The organism is Enterobacter cloacae complex sp. HYC042_NIDB (genome assembly GCF_056673315.1).
Genome location: NZ_CP109650.1, coordinates 1,336,918 through 1,359,355, shown reverse-complemented (window position 1 = coordinate 1,359,355; position 22,438 = coordinate 1,336,918). Strand labels below are relative to the sequence as shown.

Below are 22,438 nucleotides of genomic sequence, written 5' to 3'. Positions count from 1 at the left end.
TTGGCATTATCACTTTGTGCTATTTAAGCATTACGCACCGGCATAAAAACCGGTACGTAATGATTACCATGCCAAATCAATTCACAAACTGCCGGAACAGGGCCTTGCCCTTTAACAAGCGCGCGCCGAGCGAGGCCCCGCAGAGGGAGAGCAGCACCGCGCCGCAGAGAGGGAGTACTAGCCAGAGACGCCAGTCAGGCTCCCACGGGAAGTCGAAGACCTTTGTCTGCAGCACCGCCAGCGCCGTCTCCGCGCCAATCGCCGCGACCAGACCCGCCACCAGCCCAAGCAGCGCAAACTCGCTCCAGAGCGTCGCCCGCAGCAGCCGCTTACCCGCGCCGAGCGTGCGGTAGACTATCAGTTCCTGATGACGCTGGCGCATGCCCACCTGCACCTGCGCCAGCAGCAGCAATATGCCGCAGATTGTCACCAGCACCACCATCACCTCCAGCGCGCGGCTCACCTGCTCCAGCACCTGCCCGACCTGTTTGAGGATCGCGCCAATATCCAGCAGGCTCACCGTCGGGAACTCCCGGTTAAGCTGCGTCAGCATGCCGTTGCCGTTTTCCCAGCGGAAGCTGGTCAGCCAGCTCTGCGGCTGCCCGTCCAGCGCGCCCGGCGGGAAGATGAAGAAGAAGTTTGGCCGCAGGCTTTCCCAGTCCACTTTACGGAGGCTGGTGACTTTGGCGGTAAAATCCTGGGTATCACCGGTGAAGGTCACGCTGTCCCCGAGCTTCACGTTCAGGCGCGTCGCCAGCCCCTCTTCCATCGACACCTCTCCCGCTTTCGGCGGCCAGGAACCGGCGGTAATGGGGTTATGGTCGGGACGTTTCTCCTGCCAGGTCAGGTTGAGTTCGCGGTTAAGCGACTCGTCCTTGTTCCCCTCGGTTGACTGACCGTTGATCTGCGTCAGACGCGCGCGGACGATGGGATAGAACGACTCGGGAATAATGTGATGCTCCGACAGGAAGCCCTTCAGCGGCGTCACCTGTTCCGGTGCGATGTTGATCAGGAAATAGTTCGGGCTTTCCGGCGGAAGCTGCTGCTGCCAGCGATCCAGCAGATCCCCGCGAAGCACGAGAAGCAGCGCCAGCAGCATAAACGACAGCGAAAAGGCCGACAGCTGGCTGAGCGTTGACCAGGGCTGATGCAGCAGGCGGTTGACCGCCAGCCGCACAGGCAGGGATTTTACCGTCAGCCTTTTCAGGACGTTGAGCAGTATCCAGCCCAGCACGCCGCACAGCAGCGCCAGTACCACCGCGCCAGCCAGCACGGCCCACAGCAGGGTGCTGCCGCCCATCAGCCAGGCCAGCAGCCCGACCGCAACAGCAATAATCGCCGGAAGATAGAACTTCAGCGGCCAGACGTTCGCCACCACATCATTGCGCAGCACCCGCAGCGGCTGCGTCGCGAGCAGCAGGCGGTACGGGCGCAGCCCCACCAGCACCGAGATCACCGTCATCGCGCCCATCGCCCACAGCCACGGCCAGAGGCTTGCCGGGGGCAAGGCGGCCGGCAGCACCGGTTTCAGCATCACCATCAGCAGTTTTTCAAACAGCAGGCCTATTATTCCGCCGGTAAGCGCAGAGAGGGCCAGCAGCATCAGCCACTGGCCGACGATCAGCTTGCGCAGCTGCGCCCGCCCCGCGCCGAGGGTTTTAAGGATCGCCACCAGGTCGTAGCGGCTGCGGCAGTAGTGCCCCATCGCCACGGCAACCGCCGCCACCGCCAGCAGCAGGGTTAACAGCGCCGACAGCAGCAGGAACTGTTGGGAACGTTCGAGGGATTTGCCGAGCGCCCCTTCGTCCTGCTCCAGCCCGTACCAGCGGTGTTCCGGCTTGAGCTGCGGCAGAAGCCATTTTTCATACGCCTCCAGCTGCGCGGGCGTGCCGCCAAACTTGTAGCGCCAGGTGACGCGGCTTCCCGGCTGGACGGCGTTGGTTTTCGCGACATCGGCGGTGTTCATCAGCAGGCGAGGCGCGAGCTGGAACGGGTTAAAGCCGGAGTCGGGCTCCTGCACCACTTCCCCGGCGATTTTCAGCGTGGCATCGCCAACGTCAATACTGTCGCCGGGTTTCAGGTTGAGAAGTGCCATCAGGCGCGATGCCAGCAGCACCGTGCCGGGCGTCGGCTTTAGCCCCGGCGGGCTGGTTTGTAATTCCCCGTACATCGGGTAGATGTCGTCCACGGCCTTCACGCTGGCGAGCTGCGGGGTGTCCCCCGCGAAGGTCATGGTCTGGAAGGTGAGCTGCTCCCCCACCTTTAGCCCTTCCTTGCGCGCTTCCTCAATCCAGCCAGGCGGCACAGGACGCGAGCTTTGCAGCGCCCGGTCCCCGGCCATAAATTCGCGGCTCTGCTGGCTGAGCCCTTTTTCCATACGGTCGCTGACGCTGCCGAGCGCCAGCACACAGGCCACCGCCAGGCTTAACGCCAGCCAGACAATCAGCAGCGAGGGCGAGCGCCATTCGCGCCAGAACCAGCGGGCGATCATGCTTCCTCCTGAAGAATACCGTTCACCAGCCGCAGGCGGCGGTCGCAGCGGGCGGCCAGCTGCGGATCGTGGGTCACGAGGATCAGCGTGGTGCCATGTTCGCGGTTAAGCGAAAACAGCAGGTCAGCAATTTTGTCGCCGGTTTTACGGTCAAGGTTGCCGGTGGGTTCATCGGCAAACAGCACTTCCGGGCGGCCGTTAAACGCCCGCGCCAGTGCCACGCGCTGCTGCTCGCCGCCGGAAAGCTGTGCCGGAAGATGGTCGAGGCGCTTGCCCAGGCCGAGCTGTTCCAGCAGCGCTTTGGCGTGATCGCGGCTTTCGCGACTCTTTTCGCCGCGCAGCAGCGCCGGGAGCTCGACGTTTTCCAGCGCGTTCAGGGTCGGGATCAGCATAAAGGACTGAAAGACAAAACCGATATGCCGCGCGCGCAGCGCGGCTCGCGCCTCTTCATCAAGCTGGTGCAGCGGTTGCCCGACCAGGTGGACTTCGCCGCTGCTGCCGTCGTCCAGACCGGCCAGAATCGCCAGCAGCGTAGACTTGCCGGAACCGGATTCGCCAATCAGCGCGATGGTTTCGGCGCGTTTGACAACGAGTTCAACTCCGGTAAGGATTGAAAGCTCCTGCTCCCCCTGACCGACGGACTTCTTAAGACGATGAACTTCAACACTGTTTTCCGCTGGCATTTGCCCTTCCTGTTTTTGATGCTGATGACCTTCCGCGCGGCGGCAGCGGACACGTTACTGATTCTTGGCGACAGCCTGAGCGCGGGCTACCGCATGGCGGCCAGCGCGGCCTGGCCGGCTCTGCTCAATGACAAATGGCAAAGCAAGACGACCGTTATCAACGGCAGCATCAGCGGCGATACCTCGCAGCAGGGTCTGTCGCGCCTGCCTGCGCTGCTCAAGCAGCATCAGCCGCGCTGGGTGCTGGTTGAGCTTGGCGGTAATGACGGCCTGCGTGGCTTCCAGCCTCAGCAAACCGAGCAAACGCTGCGCACCATTTTACGGGACATCAAGGCGGCAAACGCCCAGCCGCTGCTGATGCAAATTCGCCTGCCCGCCAACTACGGTCGTCGGTATAATGAGGCCTTTAGCGCGATCTACCCTAAGCTTGCCAAAGAGTTTGATATTCCGCTCCTGCCATTTTTCATGGAAGAGGTCTATCTCAAACCTCAGTGGATGCAGGACGACGGTATCCACCCCAATCGCGATGCGCAGCCGTTTATTGCCGACTGGATGGCAACGCGGCTGGCTCCTTTAGTTAAACATGACTCGTAATTCAGCGGAGTTCCTGACAGGTAAAGTTATGCAAAAATCGGTCTTAATTACAGGATGTTCCAGCGGAATCGGCCTTGAAAGCGCGCTTGAACTAAAACGCCAGGGATTTAGGGTGCTGGCAGCGTGCCGCAAGCCTGACGATGTCGAGCGCATGAACGGGCTGGGCTTTACCGGCATACAGCTGGATATGGACTCGCCGGAGAGCGTTGAACGCGCCGCCGACGAGGTGATAGCCCTGACCGAAGGCCGTCTGTACGGTCTCTTTAATAATGCCGGTTACGGCGTGTATGGCCCGCTGGATACGCTCTCGCGCGAAACGCTGGAGAAGCAGTTTTCAACCAATTTCTTTGGCGTCCATCAGCTCACCATGCGTCTGCTCCCGGCCATGCTGCCGCACGGCGAAGGGCGCATCGTGATGACATCGTCAGTGATGGGGCTGATTTCCACCCCGGGCCGCGGCGCCTACGCCGCCAGCAAATATGCGCTGGAAGCCTGGTCCGATGCCCTGCGCATGGAGCTGCGCCACAGCGGCATCAAGGTCAGCCTGATTGAACCCGGCCCGATCCGCACCCGCTTTACCGAAAACGTGAACCAGACCCAGGCGGACAAGCCGGTCGAAAACCCCGGCATCGCCGCACGTTTTACCCTCGGGCCAGAGGCGGTGGTTGCCAAAGTGCGCCATGCTTTTGAGAGCGAGCATCCCAAAATGCGCTATCCGGTGACGCTGGTCACCCATGCCATCGGCTGGTTAAAGCGCCTGCTGCCGGGCAGGATAATGGACAAAATTTTGCACGGCTGAGTTGAAGCGACGACGCTCATCCCCATGTAAAGAGTAAACCGACAAAAGAGAAAGCCGCATGTCCGTACAGAATATCGTCAATATTACAGAAGCAAACCTGCAACAGGTCCTCGAACAGTCGATGGCTAAACCGGTGCTGTTCTACTTCTGGTCTGAGCGCAGCCAGCACTGTCTGCAGCTGACGCCGGTGCTGGAAAGCCTTGCCGCGCAGTACAACGGTCAGTTCATTCTGGCGAAACTGGATTGTGACGCCGAACCGATGGTGGCATCGCAGTTTGGTCTGCGCGCCATTCCAACCGTTTATCTGTTCCAGAACGGCCAGCCTGTCGATGGCTTCCAGGGCCCTCAGCCGGAAGAGGCGATTCGCGCCCTGCTGGATAAAGTGCTGCCGCGCGAAGAAGAGCTGAAAGCGCAGGAAGCGATGGCGCTGATGCAGGAAGGCAAGTACGACGAGGCGCTGCCGCTGCTGAAAGAGGCGTGGCAGCTGTCGAACCAGAACAGCCAGATCGGCCTGCTGCTGGCGGAAACGCAGATCGCCCTGCACCGTTCAGAAGACGCGGAAGCCGTGCTCAAGACGGTTCCAATGCAGGATCAGGACACCCGCTATCAGGGGCTGGTGGCGCAGATTGAGCTGCTGAAGCAGGCGGCGGACACCCCGGAAATTCAGCAGCTGCAACAGCAGGTGGCCGACAACCCGGCGGATGCCGCGCTGGCAAGCCAGCTGGCGCTCCAGCTGCATCAGGTGGGACGTAACGAAGAGGCGCTGGAGTTGCTGTTTAGCCACCTGCAGAAAGATCTGGCTGCCGCAGACGGTCAGGCGCGCAAGATGTTCCAGGAGATCCTGGCCGCGCTGGGCACCGGAGACGCGCTGGCGTCGAAGTATCGTCGTCAGTTGTACGCGCTGCTCTATTAACAAAAAATGCCCGGTGGCGCTAACGCTTACCGGGCCTACAAAAACCGATATTACCCCGTCTTTTTCAACGGCGTCACCACCAGCTGGTGGCGCGGGTTGTAGAACTTCCGATAGGTCAGGTAGCAGGCAATGATGGTGGACAGGCTCGCCGTGGAAAGCAGCATAAACGTCACCATGATCTGATACTTAATCGCTTTTACCGGATCGATACCGGCAAAGATCAGCCCCGACATCATGCCCGGCAGGCTCACCAGCCCCACCGTTTTGGCAGAATCCACGGTCGGGATCAGCGATGAGCGAATGCTCTCACGAATCAGCCGCGCTGAAGCCACTTTTGGCGTCGCCCCCAGGCTTAACTTCTCCTGCAGCTGCTGCTGTTCACTGCTGAAACGCTGGCCGAGGTTGTTGTAGCACAGGCCAACGGCCACCATAGCGTTTCCCGCAATCATCCCGGAGATAGGGATCACCTGCATCGGCGTAAACTCAATCGAGCCAGAGAGCACCAGCACCGCCAGGGTGAGCGCCGTCCCGGTGGTAATCGCGATAAATGACGAGATAAACGCCTTATCAATATATTTACTGCGTTTCTGCGCGTTCCACGCCGCGTTAAAGCAGATGAAGAGCACCATCAGCAGCGTCAGCACCGCGTGGTTGACGTTGAAAATATACTTCAGCACATAGCCGACGATGATGAGCTGAACCACCGCGCGGCAGATACTCCAGACAATATCTTTTTCCAGGCTCAGCTTTTCCCGGTAGCTGACGACGATAGCAATCAGCACCAGCACCATCGAAAACGCCAGAGATTCATTGGTAATGTTATGCTCACCCACGGTTGGCCTCCTGCATTTTCCCGCCGTGCGGCTGGAGCGTAATCACGTCATCCGCATGGGTAATTTCGTTTGAGTCGTGCGTCACCCACAGCACGGCAATATTCTGCTCGCGGGCGTAACGATGAATAATCTCGTTGACGTTGCGTTTGTTGGCATCATCGAGCGCGCTGGTGATCTCATCCAGCAGCAATACCTTCGGTAAGAACTGCAGATTTCGGATCAGCGAGACGCGCTGCTTTTCTCCGCCCGAGAGCTCACTGATGGATTTGGTCAGCGTCTCCTCCGCCAGGCCAAAACGGGCCAGATCGTCGATGAATTTTTCCGGCTCCGGCGTTTTATTGCGGATTTGCCACGGAAAAATCAGGTTATCAAAAACCGTGTCGCCAAAAAGCACGGGCGTTTGGACGCAATAAGAGATCTGCTGGCGATAGCTTTCCGGGGAAAGTGACGCAATATCCTGCCCTTCAAACAGAATGGTTCCCTCCGTTGGGCTCAGCAGTGAGGCCACGATCTTCAGTAAGGTGCTTTTACCGCAGCCTGACGGCCCCGTTATCAGCTTGAACTCTCCGGGAAAAAGGTTAAACCCGACGTGCTGAAGGATCGTGTTATTTGCGACACGAAAGCCGACGTCCTTTATCTGCAAAACTGCATTTTCGTTGTTCATATTTTTTCCAGTAACTCCTGAGCGTTATTAGCATAATCCGTGCCGCACGTTCGTCACAACGCGTTTTAACGCCCCCTTTCGCTGCCAAGACTTCCGATTGTGTTTACTGTGCATTCATTAGACGTGCTTTACACTTTCGCTTTACAGTTTACGCCGTGACCTTAGCGACACTTCCATATCCCTGGTTTAGAACATTCGTTAAAGTGGTGTTAAGCTCTGCCCGCAACACAATAAGGAAGTACAAGAATGTCTAATATTCACACTTTTTATGAGTTTTCTGAACTTGAACCCGGCGTGAAAACCATCGATCAGCTTCTTGCCGCCATTGCTTCAGAATCCGTTACGGCTTATGTGTTCGGGGGAGAGCTTGTCCGGTTCGTTAAGGGCCTGCTGAAGATGAAGCCGGTCATTCAGCTGAAGAATTGCCGCTTTGCGTTTGATAACGGCACTCGCTTCGTTGAAATCGACGGCAGAGGGAATGTCAAAGAGTTCGAGCCGGGCAAGGTTCCGGCCTGGTTCCAGTCTCCCGGTGAGTTTGCCCGCGGCCAGTGGCTGGTCAACCATGACTTTGCGGACCTGATGACGCCGGAATTTATCCGCGCGTTTATTGAGCGCTTCCCGGACGTAAGCAAACGACGCGAACACGCGAACCTGCTGTTCGATCTGCAGCTCAATAAGCTGGCGCCCGCGCAGCCCGCGGCGAAAAAGACAGGCAACGTTCAGGGCAAAACGACCAAACCCAAAGTCACCGATCTGCAGTCTTTCGAACTCTTCAGCCAGTTTTATGCGCGTATGAAAACGGCAGTCTGTTCAGACCAGTTCCCGACGCTGCAAATTCTGACGGGACACGACGCCGTCAACGACGCGCCCACCTCACTGAAGGGCGCGGTTCGCACCTGGTTCAAAGGGATCACCGGTCAGCTTCCGCCGAACAACAAGCGCGTGGGCGCGGGCAATGCGGAACTGTTCTGCGCGCCGATCCGCGAGCAGCTGCGCCAGGTTGAAGAGATTGGGCTGGAGACCTTTTATCACGGCCTGTCGAAAGCCATTGCCGATGCGGGTGACGATGCGCTGATCGCTGACTTTACCTACAGCTACCACTAACGCTCTGCCCCGCCCGTCGGACGGGGCGAATTTTAGCCCATTAGCCGATATACTTACGAATAGCAAACACGCGCTTTTTCTCATCAAAGCATGCAAAACAGGAGGTTTTTATGCTCATCGTTGTTCCCGTCCTTATATTCGTCGCGCTGGTTATCGTGGGCGCAGGTGTCAAAATTGTCCCTCAGGGTTACCAGTGGACCGTAGAGCGCTTCGGCCGCTATACCAACACGCTGCAGCCCGGCCTAAGCCTGATTGTGCCGTTCATGGACCGAATTGGTCGCAAGATCAACATGATGGAGCAGGTGCTGGATATCCCCTCTCAGGAAGTGATCTCCAAAGATAACGCCAACGTTACCATTGATGCCGTCTGCTTTATTCAGGTGATTGATGCGCCGAAAGCGGCCTATGAGGTGAGCAACCTGGAGCTGGCGATCGTCAACCTGACGATGACCAACATCCGTACCGTGCTCGGCTCGATGGAGCTGGACGAAATGCTCTCCCAGCGCGACAGCATCAATACCCGCCTGCTGCACATTGTTGATGAGGCAACGAACCCGTGGGGGATCAAAGTCACCCGTATTGAGATCCGCGACGTGCGCCCACCGGCAGAGCTGATCGCCTCCATGAACGCGCAGATGAAGGCCGAGCGTACCAAGCGTGCCTATATTCTGGAAGCCGAAGGGGTCCGTCAGGCGGAGATCCTCAAAGCGGAAGGGGAAAAACAGTCGCAGATCCTGAAAGCCGAAGGCGACCGTCAGTCCGCGTTCTTACAGGCGGAAGCGCGTGAACGTTCCGCTGAAGCGGAAGCCCGCGCGACACAGATGGTCTCCGAGGCGATTGCCGCCGGTGATATCCAGGCCGTGAACTACTTCGTGGCGCAAAAATATACCGATGCGCTGAAAGAGATCGGCTCCGCGAACAACAGCAAAGTGGTGATGATGCCCCTGGACGCCAGCAGCCTGATGGGCTCTATCGCGGGGATCGCCGAACTGATCAAAGACAGCGGAAACGAGCGTAAAAAATGATTGAGCTCATCGTTGCACATCCTCATGCCTTCTGGCTAAGCCTCGGTGGCTTATTGCTGGCGGCGGAGATGCTTGGCGGCAACGGCTACCTGCTCTGGAGCGGTGTTGCCGCAGTCATTACGGGCCTGCTGGTCTGGATCCTTCCTCTGGGCTGGGCGTGGCAGGGCGCGCTGTTTGCCGTGCTGACGCTGGTTGCCGCCTGGCTGTGGTGGCGCTGGCTTAACCGTCAGGTCAAAGAGCAGAAACCGCTGGACGCGCATCTCAACCAGCGCGGACAGCAGATTGTCGGCAAGCGCTTTACGCTCGACGCCGCGCTGGTGAACGGGCGCGGGCACATGCGCGTGGGCGACAGCTCGTGGCCGGTGGTGGCCGACGACGACCTCAGTGCCGGAACGCAGGTTGAGGTCATTGCGGTGGAAGGGATTACGCTGCGGGTAAAAGCCTGCTAGACGTGGGTTTTGCGATGGCAGCAGCCGGCAAGATTATCAATAATCGGGCAGTCGGCGCTGTCATCACCCGGACAGGATTCCGCCAGCTGCAGCAGCTGTTCGCGCATCGCCTGTAGCTCGATGATGTGGCGCTCGATCTCCGCCACTTTTTCCAGCGTGCGTTTTTTCACGTCCGCGCTGTGGCGCTTCGGATCGTTAAACAGGTTAACCAGCTCGCCGCACTCTTCCAGGTTAAACCCCACCTGTCTTGCCTGGCGCAGCAGCGTCAGCTCATCGAGATGCAGCTGCGTGTAGCTGCGGTAGCCGTTTTCACTGCGCAGCGGTGGCGTTACCAGCCCCTTCTCTTCATAAAAGCGGATCGCCTTGCTGGTTAAGCCGGTTTTTTTTGCCACGTCACTGATATTCACATTTCCCCCTTGACCTTCCCCTTGATGGAAGGTTTAACCTTCATAACAGTTAGCGAAAAGCGTTACTCCGGTCAACAACTGACCAATATATTATACGGGAGTTTTGTTATGTCTCACACTATCGACCTGACGCTGGACGGCCTCTCCTGCGGCCACTGCGTCAAACGCGTTAAAGAAAGCCTGGAACAGCGTCCTGACGTTGAAAGCGCTGAAGTGACTATCGACCATGCCGCCGTGACCGGCAGCGCCAGCGCGGACGCGCTGATTGATACCATTAAACAGGCCGGTTATGGGGCGGAATTAAGCCACCCAAAGGCTAACCCGCTGGCAGAGTCATCATCCCCGTCGGAAGCACTGACAGCGGCCACTCCTGAGCTTCCGGCAGCGGATGATATTGATGACAGCCAACAGCTGCTGATCAACGGCATGAGCTGCGCCAGCTGCGTCTCCCGCGTGCAGAACGCCCTGCAGGCGGTACCGGGCGTCGCACAGGCACGGGTCAACCTTGCGGAGCGTACTGCGCTGGTGATGGGCAGTGCTTCCGCCGCAGATTTAGTGCAGGCCGTGGAAAAAGCGGGCTACGGGGCGGAGGCCATCGAAGATGATGCCGAGCGCCGCGAACGCCAGCAGGAAACGGCTATTGCCACCATGAAGCGCTTCCGCTGGCAGGCGATCGTCGCCCTGCTGGTCGGTATTCCGGTGATGGTGTGGGGCATGATGGGTGACAACATGATGGTCACCGCAGACAACCGCACGCTGTGGCTGGTGATTGGTTTAATTACCCTTGCGGTCATGGTCTTTGCAGGTGGGCATTTTTATACCAGCGCCTGGAAGAGCCTGAAAAACCGCACGGCGACGATGGATACGCTGGTTGCGCTCGGTACCGGCGCGGCGTGGCTGTACTCCATGAGCGTGAACGTCTGGCCCCAGTGGTTCCCGATGGAAGCCCGCCATCTCTATTATGAAGCCAGCGCCATGATTATCGGCCTGATTAACCTGGGCCACATGCTGGAAGCGCGTGCCCGTCAGCGCTCCTCGAAAGCGCTGGAACGCTTGCTCGATTTAACCCCGCCGACGGCCCGCGTGGTCACGGACGATGGGGAAAAAAGCGTCCCGCTGGCGGAGGTACAGCCGGGCATGACGCTGCGCCTGACCACCGGCGACCGGGTGCCCGTCGACGGTGAAATCACCCAGGGCGACGCCTGGCTGGATGAAGCGATGTTGACCGGGGAGCCGATCCCCCAACAAAAATCACAGGGCGATGCGGTTCATGCCGGTACGGTAGTGCAGGACGGCAGCGTGCTGTTCCGCGCCAGTGCCGTCGGTAGCCACACCACGCTGTCGCGTATTATCCGCATGGTCCGCCAGGCCCAGAGCAGCAAGCCGGAGATTGGCCAGCTTGCTGACAAAATCTCGGCCATTTTTGTGCCGGTAGTGGTCGGCATTGCTCTGCTGAGCGCGGCAATCTGGTATTTCTTCGGCCCGGCACCGCAGATTGTCTACACCCTGGTCATCGCCACTACGGTGCTGATCATCGCCTGTCCGTGCGCTCTTGGCCTGGCGACGCCGATGTCAATTATCTCCGGCGTGGGCCGTGCCGCCGAGTTTGGCGTGCTGGTCCGTGATGCGGATGCCCTGCAGCGGGCAAGCATCCTGGATACGATTGTCTTTGATAAAACCGGCACGCTGACCGAGGGCAAACCGCAGGTAGTGGCCGTGAGCACCGCTGGCATTGCGCAAGAGGACGCGCTGCGCCTTGCCGCCGCGCTGGAGCAGGGTTCCAGCCACCCGCTGGCCCGCGCCATTCTCGATAAGGCGAATGCTTCTGCCCTGCCGCAGGTCAGCAATTTCCGTACTCTGCGCGGGCTTGGCGTCAGCGGTGAAGCCGACGGCCACGCGCTGCTGCTGGGTAACCAGGCATTGCTGAATGAAAACGGTGTTGATACGTCCGCGCTGGAAGAAGAGCTGAAAGCACAGGCGTCTCGGGGCGCCACCCCGGTTCTGCTGGCGGTGGATGGCAAAGCCGCCGCGCTGCTGGCCGTGCGCGATCCGCTTCGCCAGGACAGCGTGGATGCCTTACAGCGCCTGCACCGCTCGGGCTATCGCCTGGTGATGCTGACCGGGGATAACCCGACCACCGCCAACGCCATCGCGAAAGAGGCCGGTATTGATGAGGTCATTGCGGGCGTGCTGCCGGACGGCAAAGCGGACGCCATCAAGAACCTGCAAAGTCAGGGTCGCCAGGTGGCGATGGTGGGCGACGGCATCAACGACGCCCCGGCGCTGGCCCAGGCGGACGTAGGGATAGCCATGGGTGGCGGGAGCGATGTCGCCATTGAAACCGCCGCCATCACGCTGATGCGCCACAGCCTGATGGGCGTTGCAGACGCCCTGGCCATTTCGAAAGCTACGTTGCGCAACATGAAGCAGAACCTGCTGGGGGCGTTCGTCTATAACTCGCTCGGTATTCCGGTTGCTGCGGGCATTTTGTGGCCGCTGACCGGTACCCTGCTGAACCCGGTGGTTGCGGGTGCGGCGATGGCACTCTCCTCCATTACCGTGGTGAGCAACGCCAACCGTCTGCTGCGGTTTAAACCGAAGGATTGAACCTTGTTCTCGTACGCGCTAGCATGACCCTTTCCGGTCATGGAGCGCGTATGAGTCTGTTTAATCGTATAAAAGCATCGTTTCGCGCCCTCTTCCCCCGCCGCTATGCCTGGCCCGGCCTGGATATCTCGCTTCCCGGCGGGCAACACCTGCACCTGGTCGGCAGCATCCATATGGGCACGCAGGGAATGTCTCCTCTGCCATCCGGTCTGATAAAACGCCTGAAGCGCGCCGACGCGCTGGTCGTCGAGGCGGACATTTCCGGCCACGAGTCGCCGTTTGCCGGGCTTGAAAGCGATCTCCCGCTGGCGGAGCGCCTGAACGACGACCAGCTCGCGGAGCTGAGGCGCGTGGCGGCAGAAACCGGCGTGTCGCTCTCCATGATTGACAACCTGCCGCTGTGGCAAATTGCGATGGTGCTGCAGGCCACGCAGGCGCAGCGTCTGGGCCTGCGCGGTGACTACGGCATTGATTACCAGCTGCTGAACGTGGCGCGGGCGCGCCGTATGCCCATCATCGAGCTGGAAGGGACGGACAGCCAGATTGCGCTCCTGCGCCAGCTTCCTGACGACGGTCTGATGCTGCTGGATGATACCCTGACCCACTGGCACACCAACGCGCGTCTGCTGCAAACCATGATTGGCTGGTGGCTGGATGCGCCGCCCGCGGACGGTAAGCTGGCGCTACCGTCGACGTTCAGTGAATCGCTTTATGATGTGCTGATGAATGCGCGCAACAAAGCGTGGCGAGATACGCTGCATGCTTTACCTGCGGGGGAGTACGTGGTCGCGGTCGGGGCGCTGCATTTATACGGCGAAGGGAATTTGCCGTCGCTGTTGAAATAAAAAAATGGCCAATATCTCTATTGGCCCGTCAAAGAGGAATTTCATCGTTTTTATTATACCGAAGTGACCTTCGGCTGAGCCGATTGTCGCTCAAAGTGACCATCACTGCCAACACTATTGCGCAAGATGGTGCTATTTTTTAGACAAACGTCAGGCGTATGCTGGCTGCATGAATTGTCTGTCGTAAGAAGGATAGCTATGACTCCCGCCGTTAAATTACTCGAAAAAAACAATATTTCTTTCCGGATCCATACCTACGATCATGATCCGAACGAAACCAACTTTGGTGATGAAGTGGTGCGCAAGCTGGGGCTGAATGCTGACCAGGTCTATAAAACGCTGCTGGTCGCAGTGAATGGCGATATGAAGCACCTCGCCGTGGCGGTAACGCCCGTTGCCGGACAGCTCGATCTCAAAAAGGTAGCGAAAGCGCTGGGGGCGAAAAAGGTCGATATGGCGGACCCGATGGTTGCGCAACGCACCACGGGCTATCTGGTGGGCGGGATCAGCCCGCTCGGACAGAAAAAACGCCTGCCGACGCTGATCGATGCGCCTTCGCAGCAATTTGAGACGATCTATATTTCGGGCGGTAAACGCGGGCTGGATATTGAACTGGCCGCGGGCGATCTGGCGAAAATGCTGGACGCGAAGTTTGCGGATATTGCCCGCCGGGAGTAAAAAAAGCCGGGTGGCGGCTACGAGGTAAAAGCAAAACGGTAACAGGCGTTACCGTTTTTTGTGTTCGCGCCCTCTCCCGGTGGGAGAGGGTTGGAGTGAGGGCATCAGGCCGCACAACACTACTGCCAGCTCACCTCACCTTTCGGCTCATAGGCATTCACGTCAATCGGCGAATTCTGCTCGATGTACTGCTTCAGCACTTCCGCATCAATAAAACCGGTGTTTACGTAGCCCGGTTTATTATCGATGTGCGGATAGCCGTCGCCGCCGGTGGCGTTAAAGCTTAACGTCGCCAGACGGTAGGTTTTCGCAGGGTCTACCGGCTCGCCTTTGATTTTAAGATCGTTGAGCTTGCCGTCCTTCGCCACAAAGCTGACGTTAGCAAACTGCGGATAGGCACCCGAGTCCGGCTTCATCTGCGCTACGGCGGTCAGGTAGTCAACGACCTCTTTCCCGCTCATATCCGCATACACCACCACGTTGCCGAACGGCTGCACCTTCAGCACGTCTTTATAGGTGATGTTTCCGCCTTCGATGGAGTCACGAATGCCGCCGCCGCTCATCACGCCGAAGTCCGCATTCGTGCGCGCCATCTGCGCCGCCAGCACCAGATGGCCCATGTTGGTCTGCACGAAGCGGACTTTACTGCGGTCCCCTTCCAGACGACCGTTCAGCGTGCCGATTTTCACGTCCAGCTGCGCCTTGCCTTTGTTCTGGAACGGCGTCAGCAGGGAGAGCATCTGCTGGTTTTCAGCAATCTCTGGCGTGTAAAGTACGCGCTCGCTTTTCCCGTCCGGGTAGGTGACTTTCTTCTTCAGGTTTACCGGGATGAGCTGATAGCGCACCAGCTTCATCTCACCGTTACGAAACTCAAAGTCCGCCCGCCCCACGTATTTACCCCACTCGTGGGCCTGCACAATCCAGATCCCGTTCTGACGATCTGGCGCACACGGCGTGCCCGGCACGTAGTCCACCTGCTTTTTGTTCTCCGACGCCATGCACACCGGATCCTGCGAGTGACCGCCCACAATCATCGCCAGCGAGCCCGCTGGCAGGCTGCGCGCCATCTCCACGTCGCCGGGCGCATTGGAGCCATGCTCGCCGTTATCGTAGTGTCCCATGTGGGTAGTGGCGATAATCACGTCCGGCTTTTCGTTCTGCTGCAGCTCCTGAATCACCAGCTTCGCTTCGTCTGCCGGTTTGCGGAATTCGATATCGGTGAAGAACTCAGGGTTACCGATTTTTGCCGTATCGTCGGTGGTTAAGCCGATGACCGCGATTTTGAGATCCTGACGCTTAAACAGCGCCCACGGTTTAAACAGACGTTCTCCGGTGCTTTTCTGGTAAATATTGGCGGAGAGGAACGGGAATTTGGACCATTTCTCCTGCTGGCGCAGCACGCTCAGCGGATTGTCAAACTCGTGGTTGCCGACGGCCATCGCGTCGTAACCGATTAAATTCATGCCGCGGAAATCGGGTTCAGCATCCTGTAAATCCGATTCCGGCACGCCGGTATTAATATCCCCGCCCGACAGCAGCAACACGCTACCGCCCTGGGCCGCCACCTCTTTGCGAATGCCGTCCACCAGCGTTTTTTGCGCCGACAGACCATACTCGCCATATTCACTGCGCCAGAAATGACCGTGATGATCGTTGGTATGCAGAATGGTGATTTTATAGGTTTTATCTTTTTCATACGCCTGCGCGGGCAGGCTTGCCAGGCCCCATGCGGCAATAAGCGCCAGCGCGACGCCCCGCTTCATTAACTTCATCTTCTCTCTCCCTGACCAATAGACAAAGGCAAAAATTACAGTGACTAACAAGAATAGACAAATAAGTTTTCAGAATTGCGACTTTCTTCAAATGTCACGGACGAGTATGTTAGTCGGATAATAATTACTCCCTGCATCTCTAATAACAAATTGACGTGGTATTTATGGCAATCAGTGAATCAACCCAGCCCGCTCCGGGCGCGCCGGCGTCGCGCACCTCTTTTAAAGTTTTAGGCGCAATCAGCCTCTCGCATCTGCTCAACGACATGATCCAGTCGTTGATTCTGGCGATCTACCCGCTGCTGCAGTCCGAGTTTTCGTTAACCTTCGTACAGATCGGGATGATCACCCTGACCTTCCAGCTGGCCTCGTCGCTGCTGCAGCCGGTGGTGGGCTACTGGACGGATAAATACCCGATGCCGTGGTCGCTGCCGATAGGCATGTGCTTTACCTTAAGCGGGCTGGTGCTGCTGGCCATGGCAGGCAGTTTTGAAGCGGTTCTGCTCGCCGCCGCGCTGGTGGGAACCGGCTCGTCCGTCTTCCATCCGGAATCGTCCCGCGTGGCGCGTATGGCCTCCGGTGGCCGTCACGGGCTGGCGCAGTCACTCTTCCAGGTAGGGGGCAACTTCGGTAGCTCCCTCGGCCCGCTGCTGGCGGCGGTGATTATCGCCCCGTATGGCAAAGGCAATGTGGCCTGGTTTGTGCTGGCCGCCCTGCTCGCCATTGTCGTGCTGGCACAGATCAGCCGCTGGTACGCCGCCCAGCATCGCGTGAACAAGGGGAAACCTAAAGCGAAGGTTATCAATCCCCTGCCTCGTAATAAGGTCATTCTTGCGGTCTCCGTGCTGCTGGTGCTGATTTTCTCGAAATACTTCTATATGGCGAGCATTAGCAGCTATTACACCTTTTATCTGATGCAAAAATTCGGATTATCGGTACAAAACGCACAGTTCCACCTGTTTGCTTTCCTCTTCGCGGTGGCCGCAGGAACGGTCATTGGCGGGCCGGTGGGGGATAAAATTGGCCGTAAATATGTCATTTGGGGCTCTATCCTCGGGGTGGCACCGTTTACCCTTATTTTGCCGTACGCAAGCCTCGAATGGACCGGGATTTTAACCGTGATAATCGGTTTTATCCTCGCCTCCGCGTTTTCCGCCATCCTGGTCTATGCTCAGGAGCTGCTGCCGGGCCGTATTGGTATGGTTTCCGGGCTCTTTTTCGGTTTCGCCTTTGGGATGGGCGGCCTTGGCGCAGCCGTATTAGGGATGGTTGCGGATCACACCAGCATCTTCCTGGTTTACAAAATCTGCGCTTTCCTGCCGCTTCTTGGGATGTTGACCATATTCCTGCCTGATAATCGTCATAAAGCGTGATTTACGGGTAGCTAAAGTTATGCTTTGGCTACCCTTCCCCCTTATGCGATAAGGGTTTCCTCTTCATCCCCACTCTGAATTTATCAATATGCGCCTTTTTAATCGCATATTGCCGTTTTATTCAAACTTCAACAATTATTCATAAACATAAGGGCAAAAATTGTCATAAACTATTACCTGGCTTTTTGGTATTCACGCCAAAAATGGAACACTCACCACGAAAGGAGACGGAATGCACCACGCCACACCGCTTATTACCACCATTGTTGGTGGACTTGTGCTCGCTTTTATCCTTGGCATGATTGCCAATAAGCTGCGTATTTCTCCTCTTGTCGGCTATTTGTTAGCGGGTGTACTGGCGGGGCCTTTCACGCCAGGCTTCGTGGCGGATACCAAACTGGCGCCAGAACTGGCGGAACTGGGCGTGATCCTGCTGATGTTTGGCGTCGGTCTGCATTTTTCGCTGAAGGACCTGATGGCGGTAAAGTCGATCGCCATACCCGGAGCGATCGCCCAGATAGGGGTGGCGACGCTGCTGGGCATGGCGCTTTCGGCAGTGCTGGGCTGGTCGCTGATGACCGGCATCGTCTTTGGGCTGTGCCTCTCCACCGCCAGTACCGTGGTGCTGCTGCGCGCGCTTGAAGAGAGGCAGCTGATAGACAGCCAGCGCGGGCAAATCGCGATCGGCTGGCTGATTGTAGAAGATCTGGTGATGGTGTTGACGCTGGTGCTGCTGCCCGCCGTCGCCGGGATGATGGAAAAAGAGAACATCGGCTTCGCCTCGCTGGCGCTGGATATGAGCATCACCATCGGTAAGGTGGTGGCCTTTATCGCCATCATGATGCTGGTGGGCCGCCGTCTGGTGCCTTGGATCATGTCCCGCAGCGCGGCAACCGGCTCCCGCGAGCTGTTTACCCTCTCCGTCCTTGCGCTGGCGCTGGGCATCGCCTTCGGTGCCGTTGAGCTGTTTGATGTCTCCTTTGCCCTGGGGGCGTTCTTCGCCGGGATGGTGCTGAACGAATCCGAGCTGAGCCACCGTGCGGCGCACGACACGCTGCCGCTGCGCGATGCGTTTGCCGTGTTGTTCTTCGTCTCCGTCGGGATGCTGTTCGATCCGCTGGTGCTGATCCAGCAGCCGCTGGCCGTGCTGGGCACGCTGGCGATCATTATTTTTGGTAAGTCGCTCGCGGCTTTCTTCCTGGTGCGAATGTTCGGCCACTCCCCGCGCACGGCGCTGACCATTGCCGCCAGCCTGGCGCAGATTGGCGAGTTCGCCTTTATTCTGGCCGGTCTGGGCATGGCCCTGAACCTGCTGCCGCAGGCGGGGCAAAATCTGGTGCTGGCGGGGGCAATCCTCTCCATCATGCTAAACCCGGTATTGTTTGCCCTGCTGGAAAAATACCTCGAGAAGACCGAAACCCTCGAAGAGCAGACGCTGGAAGAGGCAACGGAAGAAGAGAAGCAGATCCCGGTGGATATTTGTAATCACGCCCTGCTGGTGGGCTTTGGCCGCGTGGGTAGCCTGCTCGGCGAGAAGCTGATGGCGCAGGGCATTCCGCTAGTGGTGATTGAGACGTCACGCACCCGCGTGGATGAGCTTCGCGAGCGCGGGATTCGTGCGGTGCTGGGCAATGCGGCAAACGAAGAGATCATGGAGCTGGCGCATCTGGACTGTGCCCGCTGGCTGCTGCTGACCATTCCAAACGGTTATGAAGCGGGTGAGATTGTGGCCTCCGCGCGTGAGAAGTGCCCCGGTATTGAGATCATTGCCCGAGCGCACTATGACGACGAAGTAGAGTACATTACCGAGCGCGGCGCGAATCAGGTGGTGATGGGCGAGCGTGAGATTGCGAACACCATGCTGACGCTGCTGACGAAGCCGCCAGTTGAAGAGGCGGTTACGGGGTAAGTTTGCTGCGGCCTGATGCCCTCACCCTGGCCCTCTCCCACAGGGAGAGGGAACAAATACTAAAAACGGCAACCACAGGTTGCCGTTTTGCTTTTACCTGTCCCAGTACGCCTCTTCGAGGCTGTCTTCTCGTTCCGGCAGACCGCGCGTTAAGCGCGGCGAATGCTGGTTCAGTACCTGGTAGCTCACGCGGTTGGCGTACTTACACACCTGCGCCAGCGAGGAATAGGTCAGCCAGCTGAACTTGTGCTTGCTGGAGTTCGGCACGTTAGTTTTGTGATAGGCGTTCGCGGTAATGTCATGCAGCAGCGCGGCAAGCGCGCCGTCGCCCGCGCCGTTAGTGTTCATGATCTTCTCCGGCCCGCCCATATACGGCGCAATGTGGGAGTAGATACGCAGCGGATTCACGCAGTCTTTGTGGCGCATGCCGCGGCTGAACTCGTACTGGTTGAACTCGGCAATCGCCCCCGGCAGCAGCGGGTGCTGGGTTTTGCGCTTGCTCTCTTCTTCGGTGAAGCCCGCCATATACAGCCCAACCGGACCCGCGGTGCAGAGCACCAGATCCACCCAGTCCAGCGCTTTGTCGGACGCCAGCAGCGGATCGCTTTCACCGGTCAGCGCCTCGGCCTCTTCTTCGTTCATCGCCAGAATCGAGACGTGCTCTTTCAGGAAGGTCTGCCACCACTCCGGGTTATCGGCAATCACGAATTTGGTGCCCAGGGTTAACACTACCGGCACATCGTACTTTTTGGCGTACTCAATCGCCTTCATGGTCGCTTCCGGCATCGGCTCGCCCGGCTTGCAGCGCACCAGGTAGGAGGTCAGCACCAGCGCAGACGCGCCCGCGATCACCTCTTCGGGAATGCTTTCCGCGCGCAGCTTGTTCATGTGGCCCGGGCTGATGGCAAAGGTACGCTCGCCGGATTCGCCGATCAGCGTAAAGCAGCGGCCAATCGGCCCGTCTACGCCCTGGAGATAGTTCAGATCGGTGCGGCTGGAGGTGTTGCACAGGTAGCGGTAGGCGTAGCCACCGATTTCGATATTGCTGCACATCACACCGAGCAGAACCGAGCGGTCATCTGCCAGCACCGAGTAGTTGTGCATGGTGTTGCCGATGGTGCCGCCAGCGAACTGATGGGTAATCAGATTTTCGCGCACCAGCTCCTGGTACAGCGCTTCGGCAACGTCGTCCTCAATCACCAGCGAGTGACCGGCGCTCAGACCGTAACGGGCGACAAACTCATCATCCACTTTCGCTTCAATGTCCACCAGCGTCTGGTCGATACCGACAACCCAGGCCGCGCTGGTTTCATTTTCAGGCTGGATTTGCTGCAGGAGCGGATCGCGGGCATCGACGGGAAAGTAGTGTTTGGATTTGCGTTTACCGGGAAATTTCATGGTCTGAACTGTACGAAGAATATGGGCCGGGAATGGTAGCACAAACCCGGCCCGGAGTGCGATCAGCGGCTGTTCGTCACCAGCGAGACCATCATGTCGATATGCTCAGGTGAGTCGTTAAGCGCCGGAATGTACTCATACTTTTCGCCGCCGGCCTCAAGGAAAAATTCCCGGTTTTGCACCGCGATCTCCTCCAGCGTTTCAAGGCAGTCCGCCGAGAAGCCCGGCGACATCACCTGAATGTGCTTCACGCCCTTCTCGCCGAGCATTTTGAGGGTTTCATCGGTGTACGGCGTCAGCCACGGCTCGCGGCCAAAACGCGACTGGAAGGTCATCATCACCTTCTCCGGCGGCAGGCCAAGGGCGGAGACCAGCTCGCGGGTGGTATCGCGGCAGCGCTGGGGGTAATCATCCCCTTCATTGGCGAAACGCTGCGGAATACCGTGATAGGAGAGCAGCAGCAGATCCGGTTCGCCGTGCTTTTCAAACGATGCTCGGGCGCTGTTGGCAAGCGCCTTAATGTAGAGCTCGTTATCCGCATAATCGCGAATAAAGGTCACGCCCGGAATGCGGCGGCGCGTCTTCAGAATACGCGCCAGCTCGTCCCAGACGGCGGCCACCGTCGAGCAGGAGTACTGCGGATACAAGGCCAGCACGACGATATGATCCACGCCCTGTGCCAGCAGCGCATCGACGGCACTTTCCAGCGAAGGTTTACCGTAGCTCATGCCGAGTGCGACGGGCATATCCGGCAGACGGGCGGCCAGCGCTTTTTCCTGACGACGGCTGTACACCATCAGCGGCGAGCCCTCCTCCATCCAGACGGACTGATAAAGTTTGGCGACGCGCGGAGAGCGAATCGGCAGAATGACGCCACGCAGCAGCGGCCACCACAGCAGTCTCGGAAAATCCACGACGCGCGTGTCGCTTAAAAATTGTCGCAGGTAGCGTTTTACCGCCGCTGGAGTGGGTGCTTCTGGGGTGCCCAGATTGGCAAGCAGGATGCCGGTTTTCGCCTGACTCATTCACGCCTCTTAACCATTTGATAGGTTGTCAATTGTAGCGGAAATGCGTTTAAACGAAACCCATTGCTGTAATAGGTAAGATGAGAATATTTCTCACCCGGAAACCCGGGTGAGAGGAGCGTGATTAGCCGAGGATTTTTTCCAGCTCTGCACGTACGTCAGCCACGGCTTTGGTGCCGTCAACTTTGGCGTATTTGGTGTTACCCGCCTGCGCTTCTTTGGTGTAGTAGCCAATCAGCGGTGCGGTCATCTGATGGTATTCCACCAGGCGTTTACGCACGGTCTCTTCCTGATCGTCTTTACGGGTGGTCAGCTCTTCGCCGGTCACGTCGTCTTTGCCTTCAACCTTAGGCGGGTTGAATTTGATGTGGTAAACGCGGCCAGAGGCAGCGTGCACGCGACGGCCAACGATACGGTCAACGATCAGCTCGTCCGGTACGTCGAACTCCAGAACGTAGTCCACGTTGATGCCCGCTTCTTTCATGGCGTCAGCCTGAGGAATGGTGCGCGGGAAGCCGTCCAGCAGGAAACCGTTACGGCAGTCTTCCTGCGCAATGCGCTCTTTAACCAGCGCGATAACCAGCTCGTCGGTTACCAGCTTGCCTGCGTCCATGATGTCTTTCGCTTGTTTACCCAGCTCGGAGCCAGATTTTACAGCGGCGCGCAGCATGTCACCGGTGGAGATTTGCGGAATACCGTATTTCTCCATGATGAACTGAGCCTGAGTTCCTTTACCCGCGCCCGGAGCGCCAAGCAGAATAATACGCATTGCGAAAATCCCCTCAAATGTCGTTTCAATTTTTCAAAAGCGCTAAACAATACCACCAGAACGGGCGTGGCTCAAGGAAGGCGGGAAGGCTGAAACGGTT

The 22,438-nt window shown here is 58.3% G+C and carries 20 protein-coding genes; 11 read left to right on the top strand and 9 right to left on the bottom strand.

The annotated features are described in order from the left end of the window. Window positions 1-76: 76 nt before the first annotated feature. Complete coding sequence (gene ybbP / locus OKF39_RS06415; protein ID WP_479983592.1) at window positions 77-2,491, bottom strand: putative ABC transporter permease subunit YbbP; 2,415 nt, start codon at window positions 2,489-2,491, stop codon at window positions 77-79. Beyond that, complete coding sequence (gene ybbA, locus OKF39_RS06410; RefSeq protein WP_047367632.1) at window positions 2,488-3,174, bottom strand: putative ABC transporter ATP-binding protein YbbA; 687 nt, start codon at window positions 3,172-3,174, stop codon at window positions 2,488-2,490. The genes ybbP and ybbA overlap by 4 nt, the downstream gene beginning before the upstream one ends. On the opposite strand from ybbA, the gene tesA reads away from it, so the two are divergent. From tesA to OKF39_RS06395, 3 genes are read left to right on the top strand one after another with little or no spacing between them, the layout of a single operon-like run. Then, the gene (gene tesA, locus OKF39_RS06405) at window positions 3,145-3,768 is read left to right on the top strand and encodes a multifunctional acyl-CoA thioesterase I/protease I/lysophospholipase L1 (RefSeq protein WP_028012213.1); all 624 of its coding nucleotides are present in this window, start codon (window positions 3,145-3,147) and stop codon (window positions 3,766-3,768) included. The genes ybbA and tesA overlap by 30 nt on opposite strands. After that, window positions 3,758-4,567: an SDR family oxidoreductase gene (locus tag OKF39_RS06400; protein ID WP_479983591.1), complete on the top strand. Its 810-nt coding sequence runs from the start codon at window positions 3,758-3,760 to the stop codon at window positions 4,565-4,567. The genes tesA and OKF39_RS06400 overlap by 11 nt, the downstream gene beginning before the upstream one ends. Before the next feature lie 58 nt (window positions 4,568-4,625). Next, window positions 4,626-5,480, top strand: a complete 855-nt coding sequence (locus OKF39_RS06395) for a co-chaperone YbbN (RefSeq protein WP_028012211.1) — start codon at window positions 4,626-4,628, stop codon at window positions 5,478-5,480. Window positions 5,481-5,530: 50 nt separating this feature from the next. On the opposite strand, the gene fetB is transcribed toward OKF39_RS06395, so the two are convergent. Both fetB and fetA read right to left on the bottom strand, forming a co-directional pair. Continuing rightward, complete coding sequence (fetB, locus tag OKF39_RS06390; protein WP_248071331.1) at window positions 5,531-6,313, bottom strand: iron efflux ABC transporter permease subunit FetB; 783 nt, start codon at window positions 6,311-6,313, stop codon at window positions 5,531-5,533. Then, window positions 6,306-6,977, bottom strand: a complete 672-nt coding sequence (fetA, locus tag OKF39_RS06385) for an iron efflux ABC transporter ATP-binding subunit FetA (protein ID WP_479983590.1) — start codon at window positions 6,975-6,977, stop codon at window positions 6,306-6,308. The genes fetB and fetA overlap by 8 nt, the downstream gene beginning before the upstream one ends. A gap of 246 nt (window positions 6,978-7,223) precedes the next feature. Here fetA and OKF39_RS06380 point away from each other — a divergent pair, with 246 nt between their 5' ends. The 3 genes from OKF39_RS06380 (at window position 7,224) to OKF39_RS06370 (ending at window position 9,555) form a co-directional block, all read left to right on the top strand. After that, entirely contained in the window at window positions 7,224-8,081 is an 858-nt protein-coding gene (locus OKF39_RS06380; RefSeq protein WP_234106092.1) for a hypothetical protein, read from the top strand. A 110-nt stretch (window positions 8,082-8,191) separates the two neighbouring features. Next, a complete protein-coding gene (locus OKF39_RS06375) occupies window positions 8,192-9,106 on the top strand; it encodes an SPFH domain-containing protein (protein ID WP_008499312.1) in 915 nt (304 codons plus the stop codon). Next, window positions 9,103-9,555 carry an NfeD family protein gene (locus OKF39_RS06370; protein WP_028012207.1) on the top strand — a complete coding sequence of 151 codons (453 nt, stop codon included), beginning with the start codon at window positions 9,103-9,105 and terminating at the stop codon, window positions 9,553-9,555. The genes OKF39_RS06375 and OKF39_RS06370 overlap by 4 nt, the downstream gene beginning before the upstream one ends. Here the strand turns inward: OKF39_RS06370 and cueR are convergent. Then, on the bottom strand, window positions 9,552-9,962 hold the full coding sequence (gene cueR, locus OKF39_RS06365; RefSeq protein WP_028012206.1) for a Cu(I)-responsive transcriptional regulator: 411 nt from the start codon (window positions 9,960-9,962) through the stop codon (window positions 9,552-9,554). The genes OKF39_RS06370 and cueR overlap by 4 nt on opposite strands. A 108-nt stretch (window positions 9,963-10,070) precedes the next feature. Here cueR and copA point away from each other — a divergent pair, with 108 nt between their 5' ends. The 3 genes from copA (at window position 10,071) to ybaK (ending at window position 14,092) form a co-directional block, all read left to right on the top strand. Beyond that, entirely contained in the window at window positions 10,071-12,569 is a 2,499-nt protein-coding gene (gene copA, locus OKF39_RS06360; protein WP_479983589.1) for a copper-exporting P-type ATPase CopA, read from the top strand. 50 nt (window positions 12,570-12,619) lie between these two features. Continuing rightward, the gene (locus OKF39_RS06355; protein ID WP_479983588.1) at window positions 12,620-13,414 is read left to right on the top strand and encodes a TraB/GumN family protein; all 795 of its coding nucleotides are present in this window, start codon (window positions 12,620-12,622) and stop codon (window positions 13,412-13,414) included. A gap of 198 nt (window positions 13,415-13,612) precedes the next feature. After that, a complete protein-coding gene (gene ybaK / locus OKF39_RS06350) occupies window positions 13,613-14,092 on the top strand; it encodes a Cys-tRNA(Pro)/Cys-tRNA(Cys) deacylase YbaK (RefSeq protein ID WP_193532885.1) in 480 nt (159 codons plus the stop codon). A 119-nt stretch (window positions 14,093-14,211) separates the two neighbouring features. Here the strand turns inward: ybaK and ushA are convergent, their stop codons facing one another. Further along, entirely contained in the window at window positions 14,212-15,864 is a 1,653-nt protein-coding gene (gene ushA, locus OKF39_RS06345; RefSeq protein WP_028012202.1) for a bifunctional UDP-sugar hydrolase/5'-nucleotidase UshA, read from the bottom strand. A 164-nt stretch (window positions 15,865-16,028) separates the two neighbouring features. Here ushA and OKF39_RS06340 point away from each other — a divergent pair, with 164 nt between their 5' ends. Beyond that, window positions 16,029-17,237 carry an MFS transporter gene (locus OKF39_RS06340; protein ID WP_028012201.1) on the top strand — a complete coding sequence of 403 codons (1,209 nt, stop codon included), beginning with the start codon at window positions 16,029-16,031 and terminating at the stop codon, window positions 17,235-17,237. A 232-nt stretch (window positions 17,238-17,469) separates the two neighbouring features. Continuing rightward, a complete protein-coding gene (gene ybaL, locus OKF39_RS06335; protein WP_041911052.1) occupies window positions 17,470-19,146 on the top strand; it encodes a YbaL family putative K(+) efflux transporter in 1,677 nt (558 codons plus the stop codon). A gap of 93 nt (window positions 19,147-19,239) precedes the next feature. On the opposite strand, the gene OKF39_RS06330 is transcribed toward ybaL, so the two are convergent. The 3 genes from OKF39_RS06330 to adk all read right to left on the bottom strand — a co-directional run bounded on the left by OKF39_RS06330 (window position 19,240) and on the right by adk (window position 22,338). Further along, window positions 19,240-20,544 carry an inosine/guanosine kinase gene (locus tag OKF39_RS06330; RefSeq protein WP_045260696.1) on the bottom strand — a complete coding sequence of 435 codons (1,305 nt, stop codon included), beginning with the start codon at window positions 20,542-20,544 and terminating at the stop codon, window positions 19,240-19,242. A gap of 62 nt (window positions 20,545-20,606) precedes the next feature. Beyond that, window positions 20,607-21,569 (bottom strand): ferrochelatase, encoded by a 963-nt coding sequence (gene hemH, locus OKF39_RS06325; protein ID WP_126818312.1) that lies wholly within the window; start codon window positions 21,567-21,569, stop codon window positions 20,607-20,609. A gap of 124 nt (window positions 21,570-21,693) precedes the next feature. Next, complete coding sequence (gene adk / locus OKF39_RS06320) at window positions 21,694-22,338, bottom strand: adenylate kinase (protein WP_006809841.1); 645 nt, start codon at window positions 22,336-22,338, stop codon at window positions 21,694-21,696. Between the last annotated feature and the right edge of the window lie 100 nt (window positions 22,339-22,438).